Genomic DNA, 17,193 nt, shown 5'->3' with positions numbered 1-17,193 from the left:
AGTACTCACAGGGGCGTCAGCGCACGGTGTGGAGGCTGCGAGCGGTCGGCGACTTCTCCACTGACTCGGGGTCGGGCGCAGTGCCGAGTAGGCGGTCCGCCGTTCCGGTGGTGGTCACCGTGAACCAGTAGTGCTCGTTCTTGTAGTGATGGTGCCGGTGGCTGCGCCAGATCGCCCGATAGAACCGGGATTTCGGCTTGTAATCGCTGTGGATCAGATAGTGCGTCCATTCGTACACCACGCCCAGAGCGCTCAGTGTGACGAGGAACGTCAGCCCCAGGCCGAGGCGCGGGAAAGCCAGCACGGACAGACCGGCGAGAACCGGAATGAGCCACGTCAGGGTCTGCCAGGGGATGAAGACCAAAGGCACGTCCCGGGGATCGACGTGGTGCTCGCGATGCTTACGGGCAAGCAGCGAGTCGACGGTCAGGCCCAGGACTCTGCGGGGTTTCCAGTGCAGGATGCAGACGTGAATGACCCATTCGGCGAACGGGAACAGCGCCAGCATCACCACCGGCAGGACGGCATCGCTCAGGTGCCAGTCGCCCACCGCCAATCGTGCCGCGACAGCGACCGCCAGCATGCCGCCGACCATCCACGGGGACGGGTGGCGCCGGAATTGATCGGCAGCGTCACGCAGGGTGAGTGACCGACGTCGGCGGCGATCTGCCGAAGAGTGTGTCGTCATGAGTGCTGCTCCTGTTGTTGGAGTTGGTCGATGGCGGTGGTCACCGCAGCAGTCCCGAGGTCGAGAAGGGTGGCGGCGACACCGGTGGCAGTGTCCTCGTCGTGCGCGGCAACCGCTTCGGCGAGAGCGTGATAGAGGTCGGATCTCCCGACCTCGGCAACCATGACGCCGGCCATGGCCGTCATGGTCGGCTCATAAGCGTTGCGCAGGCTGTTGAAAATGAGCCGGAAGGCGATCGAATCGGCCGCGTCGACCACCCTCTCCCAGAACGTGAGGGCGTGCACCTGTTGCGAGACCGGATCGCTCGCGGCCGCCAGGGTCTCGGCCGCGTTCTGCACGGCGGCCGCCGCGTCGGGTGTTGCCCTGCTCGCGGCGAGTCGGGCCACCTGCGTGCCGATCATCCGGCGTGCCTCGAGGACGCTCCGCACGACCGGCCACTCGGGTTGTCCGTTCCGGATCAGCAGCTGGGACAGCAGTTCGGGCCCACCGTGCTGCCGAAAGTCGCGCACCGACGTCGCATCGCCCTGACGAACTTCGACGAGGCCGGCCTGCGCGAGCTTCTGGATCGCTTCGCGCACGGCCGGCCGGGACACACCGAACGCCTCGGCGAGTCGCCGCTCGCTGGGCAGCGATTCGCCCGCGGCGAGGTCCCCGCCCAACACGCGTGCGGTGATCTGGTCGAAAACCTCGGTGGATGCGGACTTCCGCGCGATCGGCTCGAACATCATGCAGTCACAATAGGGCGGCCATAGGTAAGAGGTCAAGTGGTAAGACCAGCCCCGAAAGGATTGCGAAAGCCTGGTGCCGTTAGGGGGTATGCGACTACGAGAAGGCCTGCCGGACGAACGGCGTGGTGTCGGGCAGGGACGCCGGCATGGTCTGCAGATGCCCGGTCGGGTAGGTGCGGTAGACGAAACTTTGCCCGTTGGCGGCAAGGTCGGCGGTCAACTTCCAGCTGAACGCTGCGGGGACGATGTCGTCGAGCAGTCCCTGGCCGATGAAGAGTGGCCGGTCGTATCCACGGACGGGAACTCCAAGGGTGCCCCGAATCGCGTCGAGGATGGCAGGGTCGTCGAGGTTTCGGGACATCAGTTGTCCGATGGTGACGCCCTGTAGCTGCGGCGCTGCGTCTTGGTAACAGAGTTCCTCGAGGCGGTCGAGCGCGGAGACGCCGAGGGGGCTGAGGTAACTGTCGACGTCGAGGTCGGGGCGAGATGCCCGCAGTCCGGCCAGGGCATACGCGACGAACACGGTGCTCCCGGTGAGGGGAAGCGGTGGGAAATTCGGACCCACCAGAGGTGCCAGCTGTTCGAGGTTCGACGGCGCCCCGGTTGCGACCGTGCCCCGGAAGTCGAGTTCGGGCGCATATCTGGTCGCCATCGAAGCGGCGACCAGCGCTGCGTGTCCGCCCTGAGACTGTCCGAGAGCAAGCCAGCGGTTCGACAGTGACGGCGTCACGCTGCGAGCGGCGCGCACCATGTCGATCATGCTGTGTGCTTCCGTCGGACCGTCCAGATAGGGATGGACACCGGGTGTGCCGAGGCCCACGTAGTCGGTGGCCACCACGGCATATCCCTCGCGGAGCCAATGCTCGACATATTGCCCGCCGAAGTTCCCGGTGGCGGTGGGAGCGCAAACGTCGGCCAGCCCGACCGTTCCGTGCGCCCACGACACCACGGGCCACCCGCCAGGGGGCGGTCCACCAGGTGGCAGAAACGTCGCGCCGGTACTGAGCGCGGGCCGGTTTAACGGCCCCGTAGTCCAGTAGGTCAAGAATGAACCCGTGGCGGCACCCGGCGGCCACATCTGCTGCGGCACCGACGAGGACGCGACCACGTCACCCGGTGCGCCGACGGGTTGCGACGGGCTCGGAGCCGGGCCGGCGAAAAGGGAGAAGGCCAGTACCGTCGCGACAACAATTCCGGCACGGCGGCCGACTGTCGACCTCATCGTCACCCCCTGGCGTGACCGGGTAGCCACTCGGTCTCGGATGTGAGTGTGCCCACCCAGCTTTCGATACGAGTGTGCCCACTCAGTATCGATACGAGTGTGCCCACTCAGTGTGCCCGTTCAGGGGTGCTGCGCGGGGTCTTTCAGCCGTGCACGGATGCCGTCGACGAACAGCGAGAGTCCGAAGTCGAATCGGACCGCGGGATCACCGTCGAGGAGGTCGTCGTCGTAGGCGCCGATTTCCGAGGTCGGGGCGTCGGGGGAGAGCGCAGCGCGGGTGAGGGCGCCGACGGATTCCATCTGTGCGCGCGACTGCTCGTCGACCGTGTGTCCGAGGACGTAGTAGAGGAGCGAGTACGACGCCAGCTCGGCGTGCTCGCGGGAAAGTCCGGATCGCAGCCCGACGGCGGCGAACGTTTCCCGAACGCGGGAGTTGGTCATCCGCGAGGCGTAGGTCGCGGAGACGAGCTCGGCACCGTCGCGGTGCGACAGCAGGGCGCCACGCAGGCGATGGGCCAGCTCGACGAACTCCTCGTTCCAGCCGGTAGCCGAGGTGGGCGCGTCGACATCTTCGAGGATCTTGTCAGCGAGAGCGCCGAGGAGTGTCTGCTTGTTGGGAAAGTGCCAGTACAGGGCGCCGGGTTGGACGCCGAGGGCGGTCGCAAGCCTCCGCATCGTGAGGTCGGCGAGGCCGAATTCGTCGAGGATGGCCAGTGCGCCGTCGAGTACGTCGCCGCGTCGCAATTGCACTGCTGTTCTCCTCAGGTATTCGGTCCTTGCTTTGACAGTATTCCATCACGGATCTAACCTGAACGCCGTTCAACTTGTACGGTGTTCAATTCTTGCTCATGTCGATCCACAACGCGTGATCGGCCCGCTCTTCAGGAGATTCGTGTGACGTCGGCCCCGGTACAGACAGACATTCTCGCCCTGGCGCGTGACCAGGTTCTCGAGCGCGGGGAAGGGCTCACGCAGAGCCAGGTACTCGAGGTCCTGCAACTGCCGGACGAGCGGCTCGAGGAGCTGCTCGCGCTGGCGCACGACGTGCGGATGACATGGTGCGGTCCCGAGGTCGAGGTGGAGGGGATCATCAGCCTCAAGACCGGCGGCTGCCCCGAGGACTGCCACTTCTGCTCGCAGTCCGGCCTGTTCCAGTCGCCCGTGCGAGCCGCCTGGCTCGACATCCCCTCGCTCGTGGAGGCTGCCAAGCAGACCGCCAAGTCCGGCGCCACCGAGTTCTGCATCGTCGCTGCGGTCCGCGGACCCGACGAACGGCTGCTCGCCCAGGTGGCGGCCGGTATCGAGGCCATCCGCAACGAGGTCGATATCCAGATCGCCTGCTCGCTCGGCATGCTCACCCAGGAGCAGGTCGACCAGCTGGCCGCCATGGGTGTGCACCGGTACAACCACAATCTCGAGACGGCGAAGTCGCACTTCCCGAATGTGGTGACCACCCACTCATGGGAGGAGCGGTGGAACACGCTGCGGATGGTTCGTGAGGCGGGCATGGAGGTGTGCTGCGGCGGCATCCTCGGGATGGGCGAGAGCCTCGAGCAGCGCGCGGAGTTCGCCGCGAATCTGGCCGAACTCGAACCCGACGAGGTTCCCCTGAACTTCCTCAACCCCCGTCCGGGCACGCCGTTCGGCGACCTCGACGTGCTGCCCGCGAGCGAGGCGCTCAAGTCGGTGGCCGCCTTCCGGCTCGCGCTGCCGCGCACCATCCTCCGCTTCGCCGGTGGTCGTGAAATCACCCTCGGCGACCTCGGCGCAAAACAGGGCATCCTCGGCGGAATCAACGCCGTGATCGTCGGCAACTACCTGACGACGCTCGGACGGCCCGCGGAACAGGACCTCGACCTGCTCGTCGACCTGCAGATGCCGATCAAGGCACTGAACGACACCTTGTGATGACCGGCACCGACGTTTCACCGGGCAGTGTCGCTGACGAGCGCGCTGCAGAGGAGCGGTACAACCCGTACACGGGCCGCCGAGTCGTTCCCGGAGTCGAGGACAGTGTCCCGACCGCGGCCCAGCTCGGGCTCGAACCGCCGCGCTTCTGCGAGTCGTGCGGTCGGCGCATGGTCGTACAGATCAGTCCCGACGGCTGGTGGGCAAAATGCTCACGCCACGGTGTGTTCGACTCGATCGGGCTCGCCCGGCGGTAGCGTCGTCGGTGTGACCAACTTCCCGCGCATCAGGCTTCGATCTGCCGCCGGAATCGTCTGCGGAACGGTCGTGGCAAGTGCACTCGTGGGGGCGATATGGGGAGTGCTCGCGCCGGCAGAACACCTGTTGGTCGTTGCGCCCGACCGCGGCGTGACGCTGACGGGTGAGAGTGTGCACCGGTTCGATGCGATCGGCATGTTCGCGTGCGCGGGGCTGGTCGTGGGAATCCTCGCCGCGGTTGCGGCCTGGACGGCGCGGCGGAGTCGTGGTCCGGTAGCTGTCACGGCTGTCCTCGCCGGCAACATCGTCGGAGCGGGTGTCATGGCACTCGCCGGACTCGGCGTCGCTGCACTGCGGTTCCCCGGCGACGACGTGTCGACGCCCGGAACGATCGTCGCGACGGCACCGGGGATCGGGACGCTGCTCGTGCTGGTGTTCCAGCCGCTGGCTGCCTGCGTCGTCACGTTGGTACTCGCCGCGCTCAACCCATTCGACGACCTCGGAATCAGCGATTCCCCGGTCGAACTCGACGAATGGGACGAGCGCGACGCGACACTTACTTCATGACCGCGGTTCGCATACGGACGTCCCCGAGGAGACGCCCACTGGCGAGAGCGCCGATGCGGCGAGTCGCGAACCGGGTGCTGACCGACGACACCCAGTTCATCAGCCCGGATACGACGCTCGGTGGTGTGCTGCGCCGATCCAGCGCGCGCAGTGCTGTCGTTACCACCTGATCCGCGGTCTGCATGCGGCCGACGGCGGCGTCCTCCGAACCGACGACGTCGAAGAATTCGGTGCGGGTGGGGCCCGGGCAGACGGCGAGCACGGTGAGGCCCGTGCCTCGGGCCTCTGCCCACAATGCCTCCGTGAAACTCATAACGAACGCCTTGGTCGCGCCGTACACGGCCATGCCGGGAGTCGGCTGGAACGCGGCGGTGCTCGCTACGTTCACGAGCTTGCGGCATGTCCGTCGCCGAACAGCCCTATCACCACGGGAGTCTTCGCCAGGTGCTGCTCGCGCGCGCCGAGAGCACGCTCGTTCCTGCGGGGGCTCGGACCGAGGACCGACGCCGACTCGCGGTGACGTCCTAGGTCCCTGATCGCAAGCGGGTCAGGCCGGCGGTCGAAGCGCCGCGAATTCGTCGGTGACCCGCAAAGTGGCGTCGGTGAACCGGTAGAGCGCGGCGGGGCGTCCGCCGGTGCGGCCCGACGGCGCGGTGTTACCGGTGGGCGTCAAGACCCCGCGCCGCCCGAGGACGCGTTGCAGATTCGTGGCGTCCACCTGGTAACCGAGTGCCGCACAGTAGATTTCGCGCAGCGTCGACATGGAGAATTCGCCGGGCGCCAGGCCGAACGCAATGTTGGTGTAGGAGAGCTTGGCGGCCAGGCGTGTACGCGCATGCTGCACGACGGTGCCGTGGTCGAACGCCATCTCGGGCAACTCCGAGACCGGATGCCACGCAGTGTCCGGCGGGAGGGTCGGATCGGCGGGGAGGGGAACGAGCCCGAGGAAGGTCGAGGCGATGGTGCGCGGCCCGGGGACGCGATGTGGATCGCTGAACACCGACAGCTGCTCGAGGTGTGACACCTCCCGCACGTCCACCTTCTCGGCGAGTTGCCGCCGGGCGGACGTGGTGAGGTCTTCGTCTTCACCCAGCAGGCCGCCCGGAAGCGACCAGGCGCCCGCCTGGGGGTCGAGGGCGCGTTGCCACAACAACACGGCGAGCTCGCTCGCGCCCGTCGCGTGACGCGCATCACCGGGCTGACCTGTGCAGATGCGATCGGCGAAGTGGCGAACCTGGAACACCGCGGTGAGCACTTCGTGCCTGGTGTTACTATGGGGCATGTTTTCGATCCTAAGTCGAAAACCTCGATTTAGGAATTCGGGCCAGCCCGCCCGAGTCCACGGTGAAGGAGCAGCCATGACGACCAGCACGTTGTGGGCGGGAACGCACCCGCAGATTCAGGACGGTCCCGGCGGTTACGGGGGTGTCGAGGCGAGCGAGGAGTGGGCTGCCGAAATCAAACGGCTGGCGCGTGAGCGAGGGGCAACCCTGCTGGCGCACAACTACCAGTTGCCCGCCATCCAGGACGTCGCCGACCACGTGGGTGACTCCCTCGCGCTCTCGCGCATCGCGGCGGAGGCGCCCGAGGACACCATCGTGTTCTGCGGTGTGCACTTCATGGCCGAGACGGCGAAGATACTCAGCCCGGACAAGACCGTGCTGATCCCCGACGAGCGCGCGGGGTGCTCGCTTGCGGACTCGATCAACGCCGAACAGTTGCGGGAATGGAAGGCCGAATTCCCGGACGCCGTGGTCGTCTCGTACGTCAACACCACCGCCGAGGTCAAGGGACTGACGGACATCTGCTGCACGTCGTCCAACGCCGTCGACGTGGTGGCATCGATCGACCCGGACCGTGAGGTGCTCTTCCTGCCCGACCAGTTCCTCGGCGCACACGTCAAGCGCGTCACCGGGCGCAAGAACATGCAGATCTGGGCGGGCGAATGCCACGTCCACGCCGGCATCAACGGCGACGAACTCACCGCCCAGGCGAAGGCGCACCCCGGCGCCGAGCTGTTCGTCCACCCGGAGTGCGGCTGCGCCACCTCAGCTCTGTACCTGGCGGGAGAAGGGTTCGTCCCCGAGGACAAGGTGAAGATCCTGTCGACGGGTGGCATGCTCGACGCCGCACGAGCGACCGGCGCCAAGCAGGTTCTCGTCGCGACGGAGGTCGGGATGCTGCACCAGCTGCGCAAGGCGGCGCCGGACGTCGACTTCCAGGCTGTCAACGACCGCGCTTCCTGCCCGTACATGAAGATGATCACTCCCGCGGCGCTCCTCCGGTGCCTGCTCGAAGGCAAGGACGAGGTTCACGTCAATCTCGAGACTGCCGAGCGTGCCCGTAAGTCGGTGCAGCGCATGATCGAGATCGGAAACCCTGGCGGCGGCGAGTGAGCAGCCCGGCCCGGGGGATCTCCTGGGAAGAGCATGCCGACCTGGTCGTGGTGGGCGGTGGGGTGGCCGGACTGACGGCCGCCCGTACCGCCTCCCTGCGGGGGCTGAGGGTCCTCACCGTCAGCAAGGGCGGTCCCACGGACACGGCGACGCAGTATGCGCAGGGTGGGATCGCGGTGGTGGGCGATGCGCTCACCGACTCGGTGGCCTCACATGTGGCGGACACCTGCGAGGCCGGAGTCGGTCTCTGTGACGAAGACGCCGTGCGGTCGATTGTGGCCGGTGGTCGCGATGCGGTCGCCGCCCTCACCGACCTGGGCGCGGTGTTCGATCGTGGACGCGACGGCGTCGTCTCCCGCACCCGTGAGGGTGGGCACAGCACCCGCAGGATCATCCACGCCGGCGGCGACGCCACGGGGGCCGAGGTGCAACGGGCACTGGGCGCCGCGGGTCTGCCCGTGCTCTTCGGCGCGTCCGCGGTGCGGGTCCTCACCGATGTGCGCGGGGTCACGGGTCTGCTCGTCGATGCACCGAATGGCCTCGGCGTGATCCACACGCCCGCAGTCGTCCTGGCAACGGGCGGACTCGGTCAGCTGTACGCGTGCAGCACCAACCCGCCCGGCGCGACCGCGGACGGCATCGCACTCGCGTTGGATGCGGGCGCAGCGGTGGCTGACCTCGAATTCGTGCAGTTCCACCCGACCGTCCTGTTCACTCCGGGCGGCCTCGGGCGGCGTCCGCTCATCAGTGAGGCCGTTCGAGGGGAGGGGGCACTGCTCGTCGATGCGAACGGCGATTCGGTGACCGAGGGCGTCCATGCCCGCGGTGATCTCGCTCCCCGAGACGTCGTCTCCCGGGCGATCGCCTCCCGGCTGCGGGAACTGGGGCACGACCACGTCTATCTCGACGCCCGGCACCTGCCGGGGTTCGCCGAGCGTTTCCCAACGGTGACGGCGTCTTGCCTGCAGGCGGGGATCGATCCCCGCGAGCACCTGATTCCGGTGGCACCGGCCGCGCACTACTCGTGCGGCGGCGTGGTCACCGACGTCTCCGGACGTACCGAGGTGCCGGGCCTCTACGCCGCCGGTGAAGTGGCGCGAACCGGGCTGCACGGAGCCAACAGGTTGGCGTCGAACAGTCTGCTCGAGGGTCTCGTGGTCGGTGAACGTGTCGGCGTCGCGGCGGCCGAGCGTGCCGGTCTGCGCGTGGAGGTGACGGACACGGTCCGGCCGGGACTGTCGTACGCGTCTCGTGAACTGGTGCAGCAGGTGATGACCGCGCACGCCTCTGTGGTCCGCGACGGAGCGGGCCTCGCTTCGGCGGCGGTTGCGCTCGCCGACGCACCCCGAAGTCTTCCCGACGGCCCGACCGAACTCGAGGACGCCGCGCTGACCACTACGGCCTCTGCCCTGGTGCTCGCTGCAGGTGCGCGAACCGAGAGCCGGGGCTGCCACACCCGCAGCGACTATCCGGAGTCCAGCGAACAGTGGCGGCGGAGCACGCACATCCGCTCCCGGGACGGCGAACTCGAACTGCTCGAACCCCAACTGACAGGAGTGCTGTGATGTCCGGCCATGTCCTTCCAAACGGTCTCGACGCGGACGAAGTGCGGGCACTCGTGCGACTCGCGCTCGACGAGGACCTGCGGTACGGCCCGGACGTGACGTCGACGTCGACGGTTCCGGCGGACGCGGTGGCCAAGGCGTCGGTCGTGTCCCGCGCGCACGGCACCGTGGCTGGTCTCGAGGTGGGCCTTCTGGTGCTCGACGAGGTGATCGGTGAGGGTAGCTACCAGGTGCTCGAGCGCGTTGCCGACGGCACCCGTGTGAGCCCCGGGCAACCGGTCCTGAGCGTGTCCGCCCCTACGCGAGCGCTGCTCACTGCCGAGCGGACCATGCTGAATCTGGTGTGCCACCTCTCGGGCATCGCGACCGCGACGGCGGCGTGGGTGGACGCGGTCGAGGGAACCGGGGCGCGGATCAGGGACAGCCGCAAGACGCTGCCTGGGTTGCGTTCGCTGCAGAAATACGCGGTCCGCGTCGGTGGTGGCGTCAATCACCGGATGGGGCTCGGGGACGCGGCGCTGATCAAGGATAACCACGTCGCCGCAGCAGGTTCGGTGGTGGCGGCGCTGCGGGCGGTGCGTGCGGCGGCCCCGGACATCGAGTGTGAGGTCGAGGTCGACAGCCTCGAGCAGCTCGACGAGGTACTGGCCGAGAATGTCGAACTCGTCCTCCTGGACAACTTCCCGCTGTGGCAGACGCAGATCGCTGTGCAGCGCCGCGACGCGAAGGCGCCCGGCACCAAGCTGGAGTCCTCCGGAGGTCTCACGCTCGACGTAGCGGCGGACTACGCCGGTACGGGCGTCGACTATCTCGCGGTCGGGGCTCTCACCCACTCCGTGACGGTGCTGGATCTCGGGCTCGACATGTAACGCCCCGTGAGTACTTGTTCACCGCGGGCGGTGAAGAAGTACTCACGGGTCAGGGCGGGTCGATGCAGCTGGTGGGCAGATCTACCAGTGAACAGAATCCCGGTTTCCGTGCCGGGACGTAGCTGTCCGGCAGCCCTGCCACGATGATGTCGCGGTAGGTCGCGACCGCATCTGTGGGGCGGCGGGTGAGGGTCGGATCGGTGAGCGCGTCGACGGTGTAGAGACCGAACCGGGGTCGGTACGTTCCCCACTCGTAATTGTCGGTGATCGACCAGTAGTTGTAGCCGATGACCGGTGCTCCGTCCTGCCGGGCGCGTTCCATCCAGTAGATGTGGTCGCGGAGGTGATCCGAACGGGTGTACCCGTCCGGTCGCGGTTGGCCGTTGTCGGTCGGCATACCGTTCTCCACGACGTACAACGGCAGTCCGGGGAACTTGCGGGTGTAGCGCATCAGCGCGGAGTAGATGCCGTCCGGTTGCGGATCGATGCGGTAGAAGTCGTCGGTGATTGCGTTGACGGCGGTGACGTTGTCGAGAGCGAGTCCGTAGTAGTAGTCGACACCGAGGAAGTCGAGCTTCTCGCGAACCCGGTCCACGAACATTGCATCCACGGCGTCGGTGGCGGCCGGGATGTAGGAGAGATTGCTGCTCACGCGGGCGTCCGGGTCGTACTCGTGAATCAGGTCGTACGCGCGCCGGTGCACCTCGACCAGGCGGTCGAGCATCCGGGGACCCTGAGCGGCGGTGACGCCGCCGAACGTCAGTTCCTTCTGCAGATACACGGTCGGTTCGTTGATGGTGATCCAGAGAGCGCCCGACCCGGAGTAGCGGGGAACGACCCTGCGGGCGTACGCGAGCCAGTGGTCGACCGTCGCCTGATTCGTCCACCCACCCTTGTCTGCGACCCAGCCCGGATACACCCAGTGGTCGAGGGTGATCATCGGTGTCATCCCTCGGCCGGTGATCTCCCGGACGACGTCGTCGTAGTACCGGAGTTCGGTGTCGTCCCAGGAGCCGGGCGACGGCTGTACCCGCGCCCATTCGATGCCGAAGCGGAACACGTCGACACCGAGATCTGCCGCGCGGGCGATGTCCTCGCGGTAGCGGTGACGGAAGTCGACCGAGTCGCCGATTGCATCGTCGGTCCTGCCCGACGCCGCGTAGCGCGCCCAGTTGCTGTCGGGCGACGAACCCTCCGATTGGAAGCCGGAAGTGGCGACGCCCCAGAGGAACTCGTCCGGTAGCGGTTCGGCGCCCGATGTGGCCGGGGGCGTCACGAAGCACAGGAGAAGCGCGCCGGCGCCCAGGAGAGTCGACGGAGTCCGCATCGGCCGAAGAGTAACCGAAATGCTGTGTCGACTCCGTCGATTTGGGGGATACTCGTCAGTAGGACTACCCGCCAGTAGGAGGCGCGTCATGGTCGATACATCAGCTCCGAAGGTCACCGAGGAAGAAGCACGAGCTGTAGCGGAGGAGGCGAGGGAATCCGGTTGGGACAAACCCTCATTCGCGAAGGAACTGTTTCTGGGACGGTTCCGGCTGGATCTGGTTCACCCATTTCCCCGGCCCGCGGCCGAGGACGCTGCCAAAGCCGACGAATTCCTGACTCGTCTCCGCGCCCACTGCGAGGAGATGGACGGCAGTGTCATCGAATCCCAGTCGCGGATCCCGGACGAGTACGTTCGTGGCCTCGCCGACCTGGGATGTTTCGGGCTGAAGATCTCCGAGGAGTACGGCGGACTCGGGCTTTCCCAGGTCGCGTACAACCGGGCGTTGATGCTGGTCGCGTCGGTGCACCCGAGCCTCGGCGCACTCCTGTCGGCGCACCAGTCGATCGGGGTACCGGAACCGCTCAAGCTCGCCGGCACACCCGAGCAGAAAGCCGAGTTCCTGCCGCGGTGTGCCCGAGGTGCCATCTCCGCGTTTCTCCTCACCGAACCGGACGTCGGTTCCGACCCGGCCAGGCTGGCGTCGTCGGCTACTCCCATCGAAGGCGGGGCGGCCTACGAACTGGACGGCGTGAAGTTGTGGACGACCAACGGCGTCGTCGCGGAACTGCTCGTCGTCATGGCACGGGTTCCGAAGAGTGAGGGTCACCGCGGCGGGATCTCGGCGTTCGTCGTCGAGGCCGACACCCCGGGCATCACCGTGGAACGGCGCAATGCCTTCATGGGGCTACGCGGGATCGAGAACGGCGTGACCCGCATGTACAAGGTTCGCGTTCCCAAAGAAAATCTCATCGGGCGGGAAGGCGACGGACTCAAGATCGCGCTCACCACACTGAACGCCGGCCGACTCGCTATACCCGCAATGTGCGCCGGCGCCGGCAAATGGTCGTTGAAGATCGCCAGGGAATGGTCCGGTGTCCGGGTGCAGTGGGGCAAGCCGGTCGGTGAGCACGCGGCCGTCGCCAACAAGCTGTCATTCATGGCCGCCACCACCTACGCCCTCGAAGCCGTGGTGGACCTGTCGGCACAGATGAACGACGAGGGCCGCAACGACATCCGGATCGAGGCGGCGCTCGCCAAGCTGTGGTCGTCCGAGATGGCCTGCGTTCTGTCCGACGAGCTCATTCAGGTGCGCGGCGGTCGGGGATACGAGACTGCGGCGTCGCTGGCGGCCCGAGGAGAACGAGCAGTTCCCGCTGAGCAACTCGACCGAGATCTGCGCATAAACAGGATCTTCGAGGGCTCGAGCGAGATCATGCGTTTGCTCGTCGCCCGCGAGGCCGTCGACGCCCATCTCACGGCGGCAGGCGATCTCGCCGACCCCCACGCCGACACCGGCGCGAAGGCCCGGGCGGCGGCCAAGGCGAGTGGCTTCTACGCGAAGTGGTTGCCGCAGCTCGTCGCCGGCAAGGGACAAATGCCGATGGCATACGGCGACTTCGGCATTCTGGCCAAGCATCTGCGCTTCGTCGAGCGGCATTCCCGCAAACTGGCCCGCTCCACGTTCTACGGCATGGCCCGATGGCAGGCGGCGCTCGAGAAGCAGCAGGGATTCCTCGGCCGGGTGGTGGACATCGGCGCAGAACTGTTCGCGATGTCCGCCAGCTGTGTCAAGGCGGAGATGCAGCGCGAGGAGAACGAGGCCGAGGGAGCCGCGGCCTACGAACTCGCCGACGTGTTCTGCCGGCAGGCCGCACTCCGTGTGGAGAAACTGTTCGACGGGTTGTGGCACAACACCGACGACGTCGATCGGCAGGTCGCGCATTCCCTTCTCGAAGGACGGTATGCATGGCTCGAACGGGGAGTGGTCGACCCCAGCGAGGGCACCGGTCCGTGGATCACCGAATGGACGCCCGGCGCGTCCACCGAAGAGAATCTCGCCAGGAGGTTCGTCGAATCCACTCGCCTTTGACCGGAGCATGCCACGACGCTGACCCCCGGGCTGCCACGACTCCGACCCGGGGGGTGCCACGACCTCGCGTAACGGGTGGAACTGAGGTCGACTCTTGCCGTCTTCACGGTCGGCCTCGTCGTGCGACCCACGGTCGGCAGTGTCTTCCGCCTATGGACGAAACTGCCGTCGAACTGGGCCATTGAGGTCCGTCCGGGGGTGGTTTAACGTGGAGGTGCGGGCCGTATCCCGTCGGGTCGAGACTGGGCATTCCGGGATACGACTCGCCGTGGGGCACACATGACGAAGTCGCGCGGCAGGCCCGCCGATTCGAAGTTCGGTGTGCTGCCGGCCCGAGAAATTCTCTGCGCGCGATCTCCATCGACCGGACGAGCGGGATCTGCAAGCCCGGCCCGCCACGGCAGCCACCGACCGGTGAAAACGCGGTACGCCTATCCTGGATAATCGGTGCAGAGCCCTGTTCTCCATAGGACAGCCAGCTCGTCAGTGACCTGCCGGCTCATCCGTGACCTGCGTGTCAGTGACACCGTGTCCCGCCAGTCGCAGAGAGGACCTCTCATGCTCGCCCGCACCGACCTTCGTGGTCGTACCCCTTCCACGGCCGAACTTCGTGCCGCACTTCCTCGAGGTGGAGTGGATGTGGACGCGGTGCTGCATCAGGTTCGCCCCGTGGTCGACGCCGTGCGCGAGCGTGGCGCCGCTGCCGCCCTCGACTTCAGCGAGCAGTTCGACGGCGTCCGGCCTGCGCAGATACGTGTCCCGCAGGCAGAACTCGACCGTGCGCTCGCCGAACTCGATCCCGCAGTCCGCGCCGCTCTCGAAGTCGCGATCGAACGCACCCGCAAGGTGCACGCCGACCAGCGCCGCAAGGACACCACTACTCAGGTAGTCCCCGGCGGCACCGTCACCGAGCGGTGGGTGCCCGTCGACCGGGTCGGCCTCTACGTGCCCGGCGGCAACGCCGTCTACCCGTCCAGTGTCGTCATGAACGTCGTGCCGGCGCAGGCCGCCGGTGTGCGCTCTCTCGTGGTGGCCTCGCCGCCCCAGGCGGAGTTCGGCGGGCTCCCGCACCCGACCATCCTCGCGGCGGCGGCGTTGCTGGGCGTCGACGAGGTCTGGGCCGTCGGCGGCGGGCAGGCTGTCGCCCTGCTCACCTACGGCGGCACCGACACGAACGGCGCCGAACTCGCCCCCGTCGACCTGATCACCGGTCCCGGCAACATCTACGTCACGGCGGCCAAGCGCCTGTGCCGCGGCCTCGTCGGCATCGACGCCGAGGCCGGACCCACCGAGATCGCGATCCTCGCCGACCACACCGCAGACCCGGTGCACGTCGCGGCAGACATGATCAGCCAGGCCGAGCACGACGTGATGGCGGCGAGCGTGCTCGTCACCACCAGCACCGAACTCGCCGACGCCGTCGACACAGCGCTGGCCGCGCAACTGGAGATCACCAAGCACAAGGAGCGCGTCACTGCCGCGCTGTCCGGCACGCAGTCGGGCACCGTCCTGGTCTCCGATATCGAGGCCGGACTGCGGGTGGTCAACGCCTACGCCGCCGAGCACCTCGAGATCCAGACCGAGAACGCCACCGCCGTCGCCGCGAAGGTGACCAGTGCGGGTGCGGTGTTCGTCGGGCCGTGGGCGCCGGTCAGCCTTGGCGACTACTGCGCCGGATCCAACCACGTCCTGCCCACCGCGGGCTGCGCCCGGCACTCCTCGGGCCTGAGCGTGCAGACGTTCCTGCGGGGCATACATGTGGTCGACTACTCGGAATCCGCGCTGAAGGAGGTCTCCGGCCACGTCATCACCCTCGCCAACGCCGAGGACCTGCCCGCACACGGTGAGGCTGTCCGGCTGCGTTTCGAGGCCTTGAAGTGACCGCGGCGAACGTGCCGGGTTCGTCCATCGGCGTGGACGCGCTGCCGATCCGGGAGAGTCTGCGCGGCAAGTCGGCGTACGGCGCGCCGCAGCTCGCCGTGCCGGTGCAGCTGAACACCAACGAGAACCCGCACCCGCCCACGCAGGCGCTCGTCGACGACGTCGCGGAATCCGTGCGGGAGGCGGCGCGGGAACTACACCGTTACCCGGACCGCGACGCGGTGGCGCTGCGCACCGATCTCGCCGCCTACCTCGCCGGCCAGACGGGTGTGCCGGTCACGGTCGACAACGTCTGGGCCGCCAACGGCTCGAACGAGATCCTGCAGCAGCTACTGCAGGCCTTCGGAGGTCCTGGGCGTAGCGCGATGGGATTCGTGCCGTCGTACTCGATGCACCCGATCATCGCGGACGGAACGCAGACGGACTGGTTGCCGATCTTCCGCCGCGCCGATTTCGCCCTCGACGTCGACGCTGCGGTGGAGGCGATACGGGCACGCCGTCCCGACGTCGTGTTCGTCACCAGCCCCAACAACCCCACGGGGCACAGCGTCGGCATCGCGGAACTGCGCCGGGTCCTCGACGCCGCGCCGGGCGTCGTGATCGTCGACGAGGCATACGCCGAATTTTCCGACGCCCCCAGCGCCCTGACATTGATCGACGAGTACCCGTCGAAGATCGTCGTGTCGCGGACGATGAGCAAGGCGTTCGCGTTCGCCGGCGGCCGGCTCGGATACCTCGCCGCCGCACCGGCATTCATCGAGGCGCTGCTCCTGGTCCGGTTGCCGTATCACCTGTCGGTGGTCACGCAGGCCGCCGCCCGCGCGGCGCTGCGGCACGCGAACGAGACACTCGGCAGTGTGCACGCGCTCGCCACGGAGCGGGTGCGGGTGTCGAAGGCATTGGAGGACACGGGGTTCCGTGTCATCCCCAGCGACGCCAACTTCATCCTGTTCGGTGAGTTCACCGACAGCGCCCACGCCTGGCAGGCCTACCTCGACCGCGGAGTGCTCATCCGGGACGTCGGGATCCCCGGATACCTCCGTGCCACCGTCGGACTGGCCTCCGAGAACGACGCCTTCATCGTGGCGAGCGACGCGATCGCCGCCACCGAACTCACGACCTCAGGAGACCGAGGATGACCGACCGCATCGCCAAGGTGGAGCGCACCACCAAGGAATCCAGCATCACCGTCGAACTGAACCTCGACGGTACCGGCATCGTCGACATCTCGACGGGTGTCCCGTTCTTCGATCACATGCTGACCGCGCTCGGCTCCCACGCGAGTTTCGACCTCAGTGTTCAGGCGCAAGGTGACGTCGAGATCGAGGCGCACCACACGGTGGAGGACACGTCGATCGTGCTCGGCCAGGCCCTGGGTCAGGCGCTCGGCGACAAGAAGGGCATCCGGCGGTTCGGTGACGCGTTCATTCCCATGGACGAGACGCTCGCCCACGCGTCGGTCGACGTGTCGGGGCGGCCGTACTGCGTCCACACCGGCGAACCGGAACACCTGCTGCATGCCGTCATCGGCGGTTATCCCGGAGTTCCCTACGCGACCGTGATCAATCGGCACGTGTTCGAGTCGATCGCACTCAACGCCCGGATCGCCCTGCACGTGCGGGTGCTCTACGGCCGCGACCAGCATCACATCACCGAGGCCGAGTTCAAGGCCGTCGCCCGCGCCCTGCGGGAGGCCGTCGAACCCGATCCCCGGGTGTCCGGGGTGCCGTCAACCAAGGGCAGCCTGTGATC

At 67.4% G+C, this 17,193-nt stretch carries 17 protein-coding genes and 1 pseudogene; 11 read left to right on the top strand and 7 right to left on the bottom strand.

The window, feature by feature from the left end; all coding sequences use genetic code 11:
* Nucleotides 1-16: 16 nt before the first annotated feature.
* From L1080_RS12675 to L1080_RS12660, 4 genes are all read right to left on the bottom strand, one after another.
* Nucleotides 17-688: a sterol desaturase family protein gene (locus L1080_RS12675; RefSeq protein WP_159921789.1), complete on the bottom strand. Its 672-nt coding sequence runs from the start codon at nucleotides 686-688 to the stop codon at nucleotides 17-19.
* Nucleotides 685-1,416 carry a FadR/GntR family transcriptional regulator gene (locus tag L1080_RS12670; protein ID WP_250774287.1) on the bottom strand — a complete coding sequence of 244 codons (732 nt, stop codon included), beginning with the start codon at nucleotides 1,414-1,416 and terminating at the stop codon, nucleotides 685-687. Before L1080_RS12670 ends, L1080_RS12675 begins: the two co-directional genes overlap by 4 nt.
* Before the next feature lie 94 nt (nucleotides 1,417-1,510).
* Complete coding sequence (locus L1080_RS12665; RefSeq protein WP_250774289.1) at nucleotides 1,511-2,638, bottom strand: lipase family protein; 1,128 nt, start codon at nucleotides 2,636-2,638, stop codon at nucleotides 1,511-1,513.
* Between the two features lie 120 nt (nucleotides 2,639-2,758).
* Nucleotides 2,759-3,388: a TetR/AcrR family transcriptional regulator C-terminal domain-containing protein gene (locus L1080_RS12660; protein ID WP_159921795.1), complete on the bottom strand. Its 630-nt coding sequence runs from the start codon at nucleotides 3,386-3,388 to the stop codon at nucleotides 2,759-2,761.
* Between the two features lie 144 nt (nucleotides 3,389-3,532).
* On the opposite strand from L1080_RS12660, the gene bioB reads away from it, so the two are divergent.
* The 3 genes from bioB to L1080_RS12645 are packed head-to-tail and all read left to right on the top strand — an operon-like array spanning nucleotide 3,533 to nucleotide 5,371.
* Nucleotides 3,533-4,546, top strand: a complete 1,014-nt coding sequence (bioB, locus tag L1080_RS12655; RefSeq protein WP_250774293.1) for a biotin synthase BioB — start codon at nucleotides 3,533-3,535, stop codon at nucleotides 4,544-4,546.
* Nucleotides 4,546-4,803, top strand: coding sequence for a biotin synthase auxiliary protein BsaP (bsaP, locus tag L1080_RS12650; protein ID WP_159921797.1), 258 nt, complete (start codon nucleotides 4,546-4,548; stop codon nucleotides 4,801-4,803). The genes bioB and bsaP overlap by 1 nt, the downstream gene beginning before the upstream one ends.
* 10 nt (nucleotides 4,804-4,813) lie before the next feature.
* On the top strand, nucleotides 4,814-5,371 hold the full coding sequence (locus L1080_RS12645; protein WP_250774295.1) for a DUF2567 domain-containing protein: 558 nt from the start codon (nucleotides 4,814-4,816) through the stop codon (nucleotides 5,369-5,371).
* Here L1080_RS12645 and L1080_RS12640 read toward each other — a convergent pair.
* Nucleotides 5,361-5,777: pseudogene (locus tag L1080_RS12640) on the bottom strand (SDR family NAD(P)-dependent oxidoreductase); the annotation flags it as partial. The gene L1080_RS12645 and the pseudogene L1080_RS12640 overlap by 11 nt on opposite strands.
* Here L1080_RS12640 and L1080_RS12635 point away from each other — a divergent pair.
* Nucleotides 5,771-5,899 carry a hypothetical protein gene (locus tag L1080_RS12635; RefSeq protein WP_284708478.1) on the top strand — a complete coding sequence of 43 codons (129 nt, stop codon included), beginning with the start codon at nucleotides 5,771-5,773 and terminating at the stop codon, nucleotides 5,897-5,899. The pseudogene L1080_RS12640 and the gene L1080_RS12635 overlap by 7 nt on opposite strands.
* Before the next feature lie 19 nt (nucleotides 5,900-5,918).
* Here L1080_RS12635 and L1080_RS12630 read toward each other — a convergent pair whose 3' ends face one another.
* Nucleotides 5,919-6,653: an NUDIX hydrolase gene (locus tag L1080_RS12630; protein WP_250774297.1), complete on the bottom strand. Its 735-nt coding sequence runs from the start codon at nucleotides 6,651-6,653 to the stop codon at nucleotides 5,919-5,921.
* A 76-nt stretch (nucleotides 6,654-6,729) separates the two neighbouring features.
* Between L1080_RS12630 and nadA the strand changes: the two genes are divergently transcribed.
* The 3 genes from nadA to nadC are packed head-to-tail and all read left to right on the top strand — an operon-like array spanning nucleotide 6,730 to nucleotide 10,201.
* The gene (gene nadA / locus L1080_RS12625) at nucleotides 6,730-7,767 is read left to right on the top strand and encodes a quinolinate synthase NadA (RefSeq protein WP_250774299.1); all 1,038 of its coding nucleotides are present in this window, start codon (nucleotides 6,730-6,732) and stop codon (nucleotides 7,765-7,767) included.
* Nucleotides 7,764-9,332 carry an L-aspartate oxidase gene (locus L1080_RS12620; RefSeq protein ID WP_250774301.1) on the top strand — a complete coding sequence of 523 codons (1,569 nt, stop codon included), beginning with the start codon at nucleotides 7,764-7,766 and terminating at the stop codon, nucleotides 9,330-9,332. The genes nadA and L1080_RS12620 overlap by 4 nt, the downstream gene beginning before the upstream one ends.
* Entirely contained in the window at nucleotides 9,332-10,201 is an 870-nt protein-coding gene (gene nadC / locus L1080_RS12615; RefSeq protein ID WP_250774302.1) for a carboxylating nicotinate-nucleotide diphosphorylase, read from the top strand. The genes L1080_RS12620 and nadC overlap by 1 nt, the downstream gene beginning before the upstream one ends.
* A gap of 49 nt (nucleotides 10,202-10,250) precedes the next feature.
* Here nadC and L1080_RS12610 read toward each other — a convergent pair whose 3' ends face one another.
* Entirely contained in the window at nucleotides 10,251-11,528 is a 1,278-nt protein-coding gene (locus tag L1080_RS12610) for a glycoside hydrolase family 1 protein (protein ID WP_250774303.1), read from the bottom strand.
* A gap of 88 nt (nucleotides 11,529-11,616) precedes the next feature.
* On the opposite strand from L1080_RS12610, the gene L1080_RS12605 reads away from it, so the two are divergent.
* From L1080_RS12605 to hisB, 4 genes are all read left to right on the top strand, one after another.
* Nucleotides 11,617-13,560, top strand: coding sequence for an acyl-CoA dehydrogenase family protein (locus L1080_RS12605; RefSeq protein ID WP_109329362.1), 1,944 nt, complete (start codon nucleotides 11,617-11,619; stop codon nucleotides 13,558-13,560).
* A 558-nt stretch (nucleotides 13,561-14,118) separates the two neighbouring features.
* Entirely contained in the window at nucleotides 14,119-15,441 is a 1,323-nt protein-coding gene (gene hisD, locus L1080_RS12600) for a histidinol dehydrogenase (RefSeq protein ID WP_250774304.1), read from the top strand.
* The gene (locus L1080_RS12595; RefSeq protein WP_213572370.1) at nucleotides 15,438-16,580 is read left to right on the top strand and encodes a histidinol-phosphate transaminase; all 1,143 of its coding nucleotides are present in this window, start codon (nucleotides 15,438-15,440) and stop codon (nucleotides 16,578-16,580) included. The genes hisD and L1080_RS12595 overlap by 4 nt, the downstream gene beginning before the upstream one ends.
* Nucleotides 16,577-17,191: an imidazoleglycerol-phosphate dehydratase HisB gene (gene hisB / locus L1080_RS12590; protein WP_109329368.1), complete on the top strand. Its 615-nt coding sequence runs from the start codon at nucleotides 16,577-16,579 to the stop codon at nucleotides 17,189-17,191. Before L1080_RS12595 ends, hisB begins: the two co-directional genes overlap by 4 nt.
* Nucleotides 17,192-17,193: the final 2 nt, after the last annotated feature.

Origin of the sequence: Rhodococcus sp. MSC1_016 (assembly GCF_023667485.2) — a bacterium.
Lineage (GTDB): Bacteria > Actinomycetota > Actinomycetes > Mycobacteriales > Mycobacteriaceae > Rhodococcus_F > Rhodococcus_F oxybenzonivorans.
The sequence above is the reverse complement of the archived record's forward strand: the minus strand, read 5'-3'. Positions and strand labels throughout refer to the sequence as shown.

Coding starts and splice junctions, on each gene's coding strand:
- L1080_RS12675 (WP_159921789.1), bottom strand. CDS start 688: ATGACGACACACTCTTCGGCAGATCGCCGCCGACGTCGGTCACTCACC.
- L1080_RS12670 (WP_250774287.1), bottom strand. CDS start 1,416: ATGATGTTCGAGCCGATCGCGCGGAAGTCCGCATCCACCGAGGTTTTC.
- L1080_RS12665 (WP_250774289.1), bottom strand. CDS start 2,638: ATGAGGTCGACAGTCGGCCGCCGTGCCGGAATTGTTGTCGCGACGGTA.
- bsaP (WP_159921797.1), top strand. CDS start 4,546: ATGACCGGCACCGACGTTTCACCGGGCAGTGTCGCTGACGAGCGCGCT.
- L1080_RS12635 (WP_284708478.1), top strand. CDS start 5,771: ATGTCCGTCGCCGAACAGCCCTATCACCACGGGAGTCTTCGCCAGGTG.
- L1080_RS12630 (WP_250774297.1), bottom strand. CDS start 6,653: ATGCCCCATAGTAACACCAGGCACGAAGTGCTCACCGCGGTGTTCCAG.
- nadA (WP_250774299.1), top strand. CDS start 6,730: ATGACGACCAGCACGTTGTGGGCGGGAACGCACCCGCAGATTCAGGAC.
- nadC (WP_250774302.1), top strand. CDS start 9,332: ATGTCCGGCCATGTCCTTCCAAACGGTCTCGACGCGGACGAAGTGCGG.
- L1080_RS12610 (WP_250774303.1), bottom strand. CDS start 11,528: ATGCGGACTCCGTCGACTCTCCTGGGCGCCGGCGCGCTTCTCCTGTGC.
- L1080_RS12605 (WP_109329362.1), top strand. CDS start 11,617: ATGGTCGATACATCAGCTCCGAAGGTCACCGAGGAAGAAGCACGAGCT.
- hisD (WP_250774304.1), top strand. CDS start 14,119: ATGCTCGCCCGCACCGACCTTCGTGGTCGTACCCCTTCCACGGCCGAA.
- hisB (WP_109329368.1), top strand. CDS start 16,577: ATGACCGACCGCATCGCCAAGGTGGAGCGCACCACCAAGGAATCCAGC.